The organism is Alteromonas antoniana, from assembly GCF_019249295.1.
Lineage (GTDB): Bacteria > Pseudomonadota > Gammaproteobacteria > Enterobacterales > Alteromonadaceae > Alteromonas > Alteromonas antoniana.
Genome location: NZ_JAESDH010000001.1, coordinates 291,677 through 302,887, shown reverse-complemented (window position 1 = coordinate 302,887; position 11,211 = coordinate 291,677). Strand labels below are relative to the sequence as shown.

Genomic DNA, 11,211 nt, shown 5'->3' with positions numbered 1-11,211 from the left:
TGGTTTAAGTTGCAAACCATCCTTGAGGGTTACGACATTGCCAGGTCTCTGGAGGCTGACTTGTGATCAAGAGACAGGCCCTCAGGCAGCCTTTTTCGTAAACAGTGTCCCGCTCTGAAATACGTTTACATAAAGAGGACTTCTTTATGGCAACATCATAAAAATCAACTCGTAAACGGGCACATCGTATCTGGCAGGGCCTAGCAGCCGCAGTATGATTGCAGCAAGTTCATGAGCTGGATGTTATACCGGCACCTCGGCCGAACATCCCTCACTGTACGCCGCTTTAATTCTTGCCAGTGCTTTTGCAATCGCTTTGTTGAGGGTAGCTTTAATTTCACCCTGAGTTGAGCTGAAATTGACTTCTACCTCATGGCCGCGAAAGTAACGTTTGTCACTGAAATCGTCGTCACCCGGGCCTTTGAACTGTGCGCCGAAAACCACGTTAGCCGCCATATTCCCGCGTAATGACTGAATATAGGCTTTGACCAGAGTAAGTTTCAGCGATCCCGAGTTGGCGACCACCTGATGCGAAATGTTGACATGTTCAAGGGCGCCCTCTACCCATCTGTCAACATCCGACTCTACAATCGTAAACGCCACGGATCCCATGGTTTTAGACTGGCGGTGATCCTCATAAGAAAACAGCGTAATAGGGCACTTCATATCACGTTGCGACGCAATGTCGGCAGTTAGCGATGCCGGAGGTGCCTCATAATCGTGCACCAGATGTGTGGTATTCACCTGACAGCCGGCAAGAATGCCGACGGTCAGGGCGATAGCTGCAAAACGGAACATAGTTACGCAGTCGGTGCACGCTTGGTATCAAGGCTGCGAACGACCGAAGCCGCCAGTGATTCAGCAACAGCCTGTAATTCTGCCTGAAGGACGGCGGGTTGCTCGGCCCATCGCGTGGCATTAATTTCTTTGTCGTCAGTGACGTTGCTCAGCGCTCTGTTCACAGCAATGGAGTCACGATAAATCAGATTATCCGGGTGCGTTGCTGACGCTTTACTTTTCTTGCTGCCAGCTTTCTCGCTGTACTGTTTCAGTGTGTCAGATTTAGGCAGCATGGAGAGCACAGCATAACCTTTCATTGAGTCGAAGTTGGCTCCCAGCGCATAGCTGGCGTCAATAAACAGCACCGCTTCGGCCTCACTGGCACGATAATGAGAGTCTACATGATTCTCAACCGGATCAATGACCAGTGTTGTGGCGCTGACATTCAGCCAGGGCGCAGCAGCCAGTTCTTTGTGAAGCGCCTCCATGAAAATTGCCTGAAAATCAGTTTCAATCAAAGAATCTTTAATGGGCTGAATTAATTCTTCAGCGGTGTTAGCTCTGCTGCTTTCTACGGCAACGTCTACTAATGCCAGTAACAAACCACCGCCGCCTGCAACAGCGACGTTAGAAGCTTCTATTTCTGCGGTAATTTCTTTCTGTGGAATATTCACAATGACCTGAGTGCTGTTGATTTGGTTTCTGGCAACATCGTCAATGTAATAGTTAGGGGTTGAACCACATGCTGTGAGCAGCATGAGACCTGCTGCAACCGCAGCGTAGCGAATCTGAATAAACATGGGGATACATCCTTAGTACAAGTTTTTTCTATTATTATTGTCACGTCTGTGCGTGTTTTGGCTCTGCCCCTGGCCGGCTTAATCCCGGTCTTTTATCAGCAATGATGTTGGTGCAAAGCGCGAATCAGTATAGGACCTTCTCAATAAGTGGAAAAGTGAAATAATAGCCAGCTTGTGATTTTTTAATCAATCAGGTCTAATGAAACCGATTATCACAAGGAAGTATGTATGTCTCATTTGGTAAAACTTTTTTCTGCCCTCTTTCTTTCTATCATCATTACCGGCTGTGCTATTGATGTCAGCCCACGCTCTTTTGTCTATCAGGCCAAAGAAAAAACGCCGCTGGACACAACCGGCCTGCATGCCGCTGCAAATAAAGACGAAATTTCAATTGGTATCACTACGGTTGAAATGACAAATTCACAGGGCTTAACCCTTACCGGGGTTGCTGTGAACTACCCTGAACCGATTGCTAATATTGTATTTTTCGGTGGGAATGGCATGTCTATCAGCCAGGCTAACGGCTATATCCATCGTCTGGGGCAACTGCCTGCCAATATACTCTGGATAGACTATCAGGGCATGGGCGCCAGCGAAAAAGCGGCCCAGGTCGAAATTGATAATTTGAAACAGGATGCACTACAGGTTTTCGATTACGCGAAAGAAGTGTTTCCTCAGGACTTGCCTACCGTTGTTCACGGGCTATCAATGGGCAGCTTAATTGCGACCTATGTCGCCGCTGAAAGAGAGGTGTCCGGACTGGTATTAGAAGGGGCTATCAATGGAGTTCCCGAGCTGGTGGATAATATGATCCCCATATGGTCAAAGCTGTTTACCAACGTTAATTTGCACCCTGAGCTGGCAGAAATTGACAACGGCATTTTGCTGGAGCAATACGAAGGCCCGCTGTTATTAATTGTGGGTGAAAAAGACCGTACTACACCGGTTAAATTCACCGAACAGCTATATCGGTTATCACGCAGCAATAATAAATCCATGTACATTGTGCCGGATGCGGACCATGGTACCACAATGAAGAAGCCGGGCACGATCAAGAAGTATCGGGATTTCGTCGGCTCGTTCTGACTTTCTACGCTGACAAGTTGCTTCGCTAAGGATTGCGGCATAAAAGCTTCTCCACATCATCATTTACGAGTAGTAAACGGCGGTGCTTCGGCGGCTTTCGTCTTGCAATCCTTTTGCTCGTGGTGCTTCTGAGCTCACAATATGTGCGCTTGGAAGCAAGGTTTCTGGGGGGATCAAGCGTGCCCCTATCTGAACGTTTTATTTATACAGTTTGACTGAATCTGGTATGTAGCTTTGTGAAATTAATGTCTTCCATGAGCTGGTATGACAGAGGCAGTAAAGTATGTAGAGACAATTTCTAACTTCCCTCCACCTAATACAGGCGTTTTGGTTCTTTTGAGCTGAACGGTTGTTTTTTGAAATAACGTGAAAAGTGACAAATGTCATAGAAAAGTGATGACACTTGCTAATTACCCACCTCACCGTCCCCCGGCATACTGATTCCATCAATACGGAGAGACAGTATGCCTACAGATAATCAACCGCTCGTTACCGTCACTAATGTGTCTAAACAGTTTGGTAAAGAGCAAGCTTTGAACGATATTTCGCTATGCATTCAGCCTAATGAAGTCGTGGCCCTTTTAGGGGAAAACGGGGCAGGTAAAACCACGACTATTGGAACGCTGCTGGGGCAACTAACGGTAGATTCCGGGCAGGTAAGGGTATTTGATCATCCTGCCGGACACTGGGCTGCCAAGCAGCAAATGGGCGTGATGCTGCAGTCTGCCGCTTTACCCGATAACGTTAAGGTTATCGAACAACTGCGACTATTTGCCAGCTATTACCCAAACAGTATGCCACTTGAAGATGTTCTTAATACGGCTTTATTAACTGACTTGCAACACCGAAAGGTTCAAACGTTGTCTGGTGGACAAAAGCAGCGATTATTATTTGCCATGGCCATTATCGGTAATCCGCGCCTGGTAATATTGGATGAACCAACCGTTGGCCTGGATGCCACGGCCCGACGTGAGTTCTGGCGCTGTATTCGTGCATTAGCGGCTCAAGGCGCATCAGTCTTATTGACGACCCATTATCTTGAGGAAGCTGATGCACTGTCCGACAGAATTGTTGTGTTGTCCAAAGGACAGGTTGTAGCCCAGGGTGTGCCTGAACAGATCAAAGCCAAACTGGGGGGGAAATCCGTGCGCTTTCGCAGTAACGTCTCGCCTGAGGATATCCGAAAACTCTTGCCAGACACTGAAGTGCATAATCGTGGCGATTATATTGAAGTGTACTCCTCTGCCCCGCAAACACATCTGAAGACACTTTTTACGGCAGGCATTACAACCCACGATCTCACGGTATCAGGTATATCGCTGGAAGATGCATTTTTACATCTTACTCAACCCACTGTCTCATCAGAAAGTTCTGCAAATATTCAGGAGATAGCGTAATGAACACGTCGCAACCCTCACCATTGTCACTTTTTCAACGTTGGGATATTTTGCGGTTAGAAACCCAGACAGAGCTGACAAAAACGCTGCGTACTCCGGGCTTCGTGATCCCAAGCCTCGCTTTCCCGGTGATGTTTTATGTGTTTTTTGGCCTGTTGTTTAACGCCATGGGTGGCCAACCCGGCCACGGTGCGAAATACATGATGGCCACCTATGCTGTATTCGGCGCCATTGGCCCGGCATTGTTTTCTTTTGGTGCAGATGTGGCCACGGATAAAGACAAAGGGATCTTAAGTCTGAAACGAGTGAGCCCGATGCCAATCAGCAGTTACTTTGCGGCGCGTATTATTACAGCCATGTTATTTGCACTGGTTATTATACTTAGTCTGTTTGCTCTGGGAGCTGCTTTTGGCAGCGTGGCGATGACCCGCGGGCAGTGGATTGCCACACTAATTATCGTTCTTTTCGGTACCTTGCCCTTCTGTGCTATCGGATTGTTCATTGGCTTGTCTGTATCGGCCAAAGCCGCCCCGGCTGTAGTTAATCTGATTTACCTGCCAATGGCGTTTTTATCCGGATTGTGGGTACCGATACAGTTGTTTCCCTCAACCCTCGAACTGGCAGCCAATATTTTTCCTGCTTACCACTTGGCACAACTGGCACTGGCTATTCAGGGCAATGATTTAGGGGCGCCCTGGTACTTGCACGCTGGCGCACTAGCAGCCTTTACGGTGGTCTTTCTGGGCCTCTCTGTTAAGCGGTTTAACGCAATCGACAACCGTCATTAAACAAGGAGTAAACCATGCGATTTTCTATCATAGTGATTGCGGGCTTAGCACTAATCGGTCTGTTTATTAGTGTGCTGCCGACACCGGACGTCACAACTCAGCCAGAAGAGAATGGCGAAGTAAACGATCTGACCATTCCTGCTAGCGGCAGTTACCTCCTTACCAACATCACCGTATTCGATGGTCAGCAGTGGCATGAAGAGGCCGGACTGGCAATTCAAAACGGTCGGGTAGTGAGTCCGACATCTCTTTCCGACCCCACCATAGTGGACGGACAAGGTGGCTTTGTGATCCCTGGTTTGATTGATAGTCATACCCACTCGTGGGGCAAAGCGTTACATCAATCGTTACAGTTTGGGGTAACTACGACACTGGATATGTTTACCGATAACCGTTTCTTTCTGGCGAAAAAAAGCCGGCGTTCTGCCCTGACCGCCACTGAGGAAGCGGATTTGTTTTCTTCCGGCGTACTGGTAACCAGTGCTGGTGGTCACGGCACTGAGTACGGTATAACGATTCCCACAATTGCCTCTCCAGATCAAGCCCACGACTTCGTCGCAGAGCGTCTGGCCGAAGGCTCTGACTACATTAAAATTGTCTACGATGCCGCAGCGGATCAGGCCGGGCATAAAGGCCGCTTTACCTCAATTGACTACGACACCCTGGCAGCGGTTATCAGAGCAGCGCACGCCCAGGAAGCTTTGGCAGTGGTCCATGTTATGGATCTGACGTCGGCAGAGCATGCTGCAAGAGCCGGTGCAGATGGTCTGGTACATACTTTCGGTGGCACGCCAGCTAGTGACGAACTCATTGCGCTGATGAAGTCTCAGGATATGTTCGTCATTCCCACCTTATCGATTCTGGCATCGCTTGCCGGTGAAGGGCGGGGGCAGGCATTAATCAGGGATTCTGTTTTCAGCACTCACCTGGCGGCTGATGTTAAGCATGCTATTGCTAACGACATTGCCTCAGACCGGGTAGCGGAAGACTACTTTGCAGTCGCTATTGAGAACACCCGCAGAATGCAGGAGGCAGGTATTGCCGTATTAGCCGGAACTGATGCGCCAAACCAAGGTACGGCCCACGGAGTTAGTCTTCACGATGAGTTGGCCTTACTGGTGGATAGCGGGCTCTCACCCACTGACGCATTAGCCGCAGCTACCTACTTACCCTATTTGAGGTTTGCCGTTGGCGAACGCGGACATTTGCGCAGCGGTGCCCGTGCAGACTTTATTGTGCTCAACGAGGACCCCAGAGAAGACATTAGACATACCCAGCACATTCGCTGGATAGTCAAAAACGGCTCTCAGGTGGCGGCCTATTTTGAGTCACAAAAAGTGACTGGTGAAACGCCAACTTCCGGATTGGTGAGCCAGTTTACCAAAGACCTTACGTCTCAACTGGGCGGCCAGTTTGTTGTCTCAACCGACCAGATGATGCAGGGAAATTCCACTGCTGAGATTACGCACATTTCACAGGGCTGTGATAATAGCGGTGCTCTTGCAGTAAACGGTACGGTTGGTAAGCAGTTTCCCTATCCATGGTCCGGCGTTTTCCTGATGTTCTCAGAGTCCATTGATGGTGGCTATAATCTTAGCAATTTCAAGCGTATAGTCTTTGATGTGGCAGGCACTGATGGTGAATTCAGGTTTATGGTTTTAACGTCACAAACCGGGCGACCCAGTGAGGTCAGTTTTAGCATAACAGGACAGTGTCGGCAGGTGTCAATTAACCTCAGTGACATTAGTGGTGTTGATTGGGCAAGTGTAACCGGAATTGGCTGGGCAGCCGGTAAGGCCACCCCAGACTTTAACTTTACACTCGATAATATTTATTTTGAGTAAACATGATTAAACGTTTTTATGCGCTGGCCACATCGGTGCATCACCGATTGTTGCCAGCCAACAGTGACCAGGGGGTCTTACCCTATCTATGGCTGGTCTATCTGGGGATATATTTTGTTCATTTTGCGTTTTACGACCCTCCGGCCTGGCATGTGTGGCTCTCGGCAACAGGTACGCTGTTATTCCTGGCTTGTTATTTTCGGGCCTACTGGACTACAGGTTTCCAAACGTTATTTTACATAGCAGCCATCTGCGCGATTGGCTCCGTATCGACCTTGGTGAATCCGGGCGCAGGAGTGTTCTTCGTATACGCCAGCGCATTTGCGGCACATGCGGGGCCTCCAAAACAGAGCCTGGCGATTATCGGCGTCATATTAGCTTATATTGTGCTGTTAGCCTGGCTGCGAGACTTATCAGCCTATTTTTATGTTCCGGCGCTGGTTTTTTCAATTATGATCGGTGGTGCGAACGTCTTTCAGCGAGAAATAGCAAAGAAGAATGCCCAGTTAAAGCTCACCCAGGACGAGGTAAAGCGACTGGCGACTACCGCCGAGAGGGAACGGATTGCCCGGGATTTACACGATCTGATTGGTCACACCTTCTCTATGCTCACTATGAAAGCGCAACTGGCCAAAAAGCTGTTTGATCACGATACAGATAAAGCCCGAAAAGAAATTGCTGAACTCGAACAAATCAGTCGCCGCGCCTTGGCTGAAGTGCGGGAAGCCGTTACCGGTTACCGCCAGAAGGATTTGGCCACAGAATTAGCCAACGCAAAAACCCTGCTAAATTCGGTGGAAGTGGACTTTGATTACACAATTCCTGATTCAACCCTGCCTGCGAATATTGATACCACACTTGGCTTTATTGTTCGCGAAGCCATCACTAATCTGGTGAAGCACGCGAATGCGACCCGTTGCCATATTACGCTTACCGAAGCAGATCGTATCCTGACTATGCGTATTGTAGATAACGGCAGTAGCAAAGCCGGGCCTGAAGGAAATGGTTTGAAAGGCATGCGCGAACGCCTGACTCAACTGGGCGGCGAACTCACACTAAATTCTAAGCAAGGCTTTAATATTATCCTGACGGTGCCACTATGAACAAAACCATCAACATTCTGATCGCCGAAGATCAAGGTATGCTTCTGGGGGCACTATCTGCTCTGTTAGATTTAGAGCCGGATATGCAGGTCATTGGCAAAGCCAGCAACGGCAAGCAAGCCTTGCAACTTTGCGGCGAGCTCAAACCTGATATCTTGTTAACCGACATTGAAATGCCTGAAATGTCAGGCCTGGAACTAGCCCAGCAAATTCAAAACCTTTCACTGCCTGGCAAAGTCATTATTCTGACCACGTTTGCTCGTTCTGGCTATTTGCGCCGAGCTATGGATTACGGGGTTAGAGGTTATTTACTAAAAGATGCCCCAAGCGATGATCTGGCGAATGCAATCCGGCGGGTGATGCAGGGACGTAAAATGGTCGCTCCGGAGCTAATAGTCGACGCCTGGGAAGAAGCGGACCCGTTAAGTGATAAAGAACGCAAGGCGCTCAAGTTGGCTGCCGATGGTTATCCAACAGAGCAAATAGCAAGTGCAATGCACCTATCTCCGGGAACGGTGCGTAATTATTTGTCCAGTGCATCCAGTAAACTCAATGCCAGCAATCGCATTGAAGCGGCCCGAATTGCCCGGCAAAAAGGCTGGTTGTAGCCATCAGAAAATAGCACGACCACGTATATTTTTAGCTCATCATGGCTAAACAACATCGCGCCCGGATAAAATAGGTAGCGAATATTCAACCTCTGTTGTTCAACATTTTTGCTCGGTAGCCCTTAAACCAGAGTGAATGAAAAGCCGGGCTATACACCCGGCTTTCTGTTTTCCTGCGTGCGCATTCTGAAGTAATGAAAGGCTCGCCGGCGGCGGGCCTTTCTCTTTAAGCGCATCGTTATTTCACCAGCTCGGCAACCACAATCGACTTTGCGGGTAACGTGAGATCGTCAGCCTTGGCGCTGAATGCCGTAGGCTTCACCACGTTTTTCTTTGCAAAGGTATTCTTATCGGTAATGTTATCAGCGGTAAGGATCTGCCCTTTCAGGGCCGACACCTTCATGCCCTCTAAGTCCAGCGAGACTGTAGCTTTTTCTGCGGGGTCAAGGTTAACCAGTGCGATATACAGCTTACCGTTGTCACCCTTCGCGATAGATGCGGTGACCGCAGGTACACTTTCACCGTCCTGACTGTACTTTGAGGTATTAATGCTAAACGGGATGGCTGTGGCATCCTGGAACACCTTGTACATACCATAAACATGGTAGGTTGGCGTTTTTACCATCTCTGCGCCATCGGTAAGGATCATTGCCTGCAGCACGTTAACCATCTGCGCGATGTTAGTCATGTGCACGCGTTCTGCATAGTGATGGAAAATGTTGAAATTCACCGCCGCTACAACTGCATCGCGCAGGGTATTTTGCTGATACAAAAAGCCGGGTTCGCGACCTTCTTCAGCGTCGTACCAGGTACCCCATTCATCCACGTAAAAGCCAAGCTCACCTTCCGGATCGTTTTTGTCCAGCATAGCGATGTTGTCGGCAATGTATTTGTCGATGCGCAGGGTGCGCTCCAGCGTTTTAAACCACATGGTATTGTCGAAGTCAGTGGCATGCCCTTTCTTCGACCATTCGCTGGTGGGCAGGGTGTAGAAGTGATAGCTGATGCCGTCCATATCACGGTCGATATTGGCACTGAGTACATCGGTCCACTCGGTATCTTCGGTATGACCGCCGCTACCGACTAACTTCGGACGTTTGCCGGGAGGTGTTTTCATAAAAGTCGCGTACTGGCGGTACAAATCAACGTAATACTGCGGACGCATGTGACCGCCGCAACCCCATGATTCATTACCAATGCCGAAATAGGCGATGTCCCATGGCTCTTCACGGCCATTGGCACGACGTTCGTTGGCCAGCGTGGAGTTTTTGTCGGAGGTCATATACTCCATCCACTCGGCCATTTCACGCACGCTGCCGGAACCGAGGTTGCCATTCACGTAGGCATCGGCGCCAAGCAGTTCCACCAGATCGAAAAACTCATGGGTGCCTACTGCATTGGTTTCTTCAACACCGCCCCAGTGAGTGTTCACTTTCACCGGACGCTCATCTGCAGGGCCTACGCCATCACGCCAGTGGTATTCGTCAGCGAAGCAGCCGCCTGGCCAGCGGACCAGCGGCACCTTAATGTCTTTAAGGGCGTTGATAACATCATTGCGAAAGCCTTTGGTGTTAGGAATGTCGGAATCTTTTCCTACCCAAAGCCCTTCGTAAATACCTCGACCAAGATGTTCAGCAAACTGACCGTAAATGTCTTTGTTGATTTGCGGACCGGTTTGCGTGAGGTCTGCTGATATCGTTGCTTCATGGGGTTTGGCAATGGCAGCAGACAGGGTAAGTGTTGCGCAGGCAACGGCAGTTAGCGTCCGTAACATGATTAATCCTTCTCTTCGGGTTGAATGCCTTCAGTCGTCATAATGACGCGTTTAAGAGAACCGTCCTCATTGTAATAGAGCGGATCAATGGCGACAGAGCGACGGAAGCGTCCACCGCTGGGTTCACCGTCTTTCGGCGGCATCGCACCGGTGTGATAGATAAAGTAGTTCTGACCTTTGAACTCAATAATCGACTGGTGATTGGTTTCTGAATTACCGGCAATTTCATTTAAGATGCCGCCATACTCCCAAGGGCCATGAATGCTGTCGCTCATGGCGTAGCAGATCTTCTCCGGAAATTCGCAGGCGTAGGAAACGTAGTAGGTGTCATTCTTTTTGTGCACCCAAAGCGCTTCAGTGAAGTTAGGTAAATCCAGCGTTTTTATCTCGCCATCCAGCGACAGTAAATCATCGCTGAGCTTCACATATTTTGGCATCAGGTTGCCAAAGAACATGTACGCGTCACCGTTTTCTTCAATAAATATAGCCGGGTCGATATCGTCCCAGTCATTCGGTGTGTGCTTGGTCATATCGTCGGTGACCAGGGCTTTGCCGATGGCATCTTTGAACGGGCCGGTGGGAGAGTCGGAGGTAGCGACACCAATAGCAAAACCTGGCTTGTCGTCTTTATGGCGAACGGTAGTGAACAAGTAGAAGGTACCGTCTTTTTCTACCATGTGTGAGGCCCAGGCATCGCCTTTTGCCCATTTGAAATCGGTGGCTTTCATAATCGGACCGTGGGCTTTCCAGTTCACCATGTCGGTCGACGAAAATACCAGCCAGTCATGCATTTCAAAAAAGACATCGTTGTTCGGGGCTTCGTCGTGTCCGGTATACAGATAAACGGTGTCGTTATGCACCAACGCCGCAGGGTCAGCAGTAAACACGTCTTTGATAATCGGGTTGTCCGCCAGAGCAGGGGCAGATGCCAGGCTTGCGGCAACGGTCAGTGCTGTAATGGAGCGTCGAAGTGAAAATGTCATGTTTATTCCTGTGTAATTGAAACGAAAAAACGCTACCGGACGTCTCAT

General features: G+C 49.2%; 10 protein-coding genes. 6 read left to right on the top strand and 4 right to left on the bottom strand.

The genetic code is table 11. The features are described from left to right. Positions 1-243: 243 nt before the first annotated feature. Positions 244-798, bottom strand: a complete 555-nt coding sequence (locus JKP77_RS01240; protein WP_218309376.1) for a YajG family lipoprotein — start codon at positions 796-798, stop codon at positions 244-246. Positions 799-800: 2 nt separating this feature from the next. Continuing rightward, on the bottom strand, positions 801-1,580 hold the full coding sequence (locus JKP77_RS01235) for a putative periplasmic lipoprotein (RefSeq protein WP_218309375.1): 780 nt from the start codon (positions 1,578-1,580) through the stop codon (positions 801-803). Between the two features lie 228 nt (positions 1,581-1,808). Between JKP77_RS01235 and JKP77_RS01230 the strand changes: the two genes are divergently transcribed. The 6 genes from JKP77_RS01230 (at position 1,809) to JKP77_RS01205 (ending at position 8,406) form a co-directional block, all read left to right on the top strand. After that, complete coding sequence (locus JKP77_RS01230) at positions 1,809-2,666, top strand: alpha/beta hydrolase (protein ID WP_218309374.1); 858 nt, start codon at positions 1,809-1,811, stop codon at positions 2,664-2,666. A gap of 464 nt (positions 2,667-3,130) precedes the next feature. Continuing rightward, positions 3,131-4,063: an ABC transporter ATP-binding protein gene (locus JKP77_RS01225; protein WP_218309373.1), complete on the top strand. Its 933-nt coding sequence runs from the start codon at positions 3,131-3,133 to the stop codon at positions 4,061-4,063. Next, a complete protein-coding gene (locus JKP77_RS01220) occupies positions 4,063-4,851 on the top strand; it encodes an ABC transporter permease (RefSeq protein ID WP_218309372.1) in 789 nt (262 codons plus the stop codon). Before JKP77_RS01225 ends, JKP77_RS01220 begins: the two co-directional genes overlap by 1 nt. A 14-nt stretch (positions 4,852-4,865) precedes the next feature. Beyond that, a complete protein-coding gene (locus tag JKP77_RS01215; protein ID WP_218309371.1) occupies positions 4,866-6,695 on the top strand; it encodes an amidohydrolase family protein in 1,830 nt (609 codons plus the stop codon). A gap of 2 nt (positions 6,696-6,697) precedes the next feature. Continuing rightward, positions 6,698-7,798: a sensor histidine kinase gene (locus tag JKP77_RS01210; RefSeq protein WP_218309370.1), complete on the top strand. Its 1,101-nt coding sequence runs from the start codon at positions 6,698-6,700 to the stop codon at positions 7,796-7,798. Continuing rightward, a complete protein-coding gene (locus JKP77_RS01205; protein WP_218309369.1) occupies positions 7,795-8,406 on the top strand; it encodes a response regulator transcription factor in 612 nt (203 codons plus the stop codon). The genes JKP77_RS01210 and JKP77_RS01205 overlap by 4 nt, the downstream gene beginning before the upstream one ends. 238 nt (positions 8,407-8,644) lie before the next feature. On the opposite strand, the gene JKP77_RS01200 is transcribed toward JKP77_RS01205, so the two are convergent. Both JKP77_RS01200 and JKP77_RS01195 read right to left on the bottom strand, forming a co-directional pair. Further along, positions 8,645-10,180, bottom strand: a complete 1,536-nt coding sequence (locus tag JKP77_RS01200) for an alpha-N-arabinofuranosidase (RefSeq protein ID WP_218309368.1) — start codon at positions 10,178-10,180, stop codon at positions 8,645-8,647. A gap of 2 nt (positions 10,181-10,182) precedes the next feature. Continuing rightward, positions 10,183-11,163 carry a glycoside hydrolase family 43 protein gene (locus tag JKP77_RS01195; protein ID WP_218309367.1) on the bottom strand — a complete coding sequence of 327 codons (981 nt, stop codon included), beginning with the start codon at positions 11,161-11,163 and terminating at the stop codon, positions 10,183-10,185. Positions 11,164-11,211: the final 48 nt, after the last annotated feature.

Excerpts from the sequence above, each read along its gene's own strand:
- JKP77_RS01210 (WP_218309370.1), top strand. The coding sequence starts at position 6,698 with ATGATTAAACGTTTTTATGCGCTGGCCACATCGGTGCATCACCGATTG.
- JKP77_RS01215 (WP_218309371.1), top strand. The coding sequence starts at position 4,866 with ATGCGATTTTCTATCATAGTGATTGCGGGCTTAGCACTAATCGGTCTG.
- JKP77_RS01205 (WP_218309369.1), top strand. The coding sequence starts at position 7,795 with ATGAACAAAACCATCAACATTCTGATCGCCGAAGATCAAGGTATGCTT.
- JKP77_RS01220 (WP_218309372.1), top strand. The coding sequence starts at position 4,063 with ATGAACACGTCGCAACCCTCACCATTGTCACTTTTTCAACGTTGGGAT.
- JKP77_RS01230 (WP_218309374.1), top strand. The coding sequence starts at position 1,809 with ATGTCTCATTTGGTAAAACTTTTTTCTGCCCTCTTTCTTTCTATCATC.
- JKP77_RS01200 (WP_218309368.1), bottom strand. The coding sequence starts at position 10,180 with ATGTTACGGACGCTAACTGCCGTTGCCTGCGCAACACTTACCCTGTCT.
- JKP77_RS01240 (WP_218309376.1), bottom strand. The coding sequence starts at position 798 with ATGTTCCGTTTTGCAGCTATCGCCCTGACCGTCGGCATTCTTGCCGGC.
- JKP77_RS01195 (WP_218309367.1), bottom strand. The coding sequence starts at position 11,163 with ATGACATTTTCACTTCGACGCTCCATTACAGCACTGACCGTTGCCGCA.
- JKP77_RS01225 (WP_218309373.1), top strand. The coding sequence starts at position 3,131 with ATGCCTACAGATAATCAACCGCTCGTTACCGTCACTAATGTGTCTAAA.
- JKP77_RS01235 (WP_218309375.1), bottom strand. The coding sequence starts at position 1,580 with ATGTTTATTCAGATTCGCTACGCTGCGGTTGCAGCAGGTCTCATGCTG.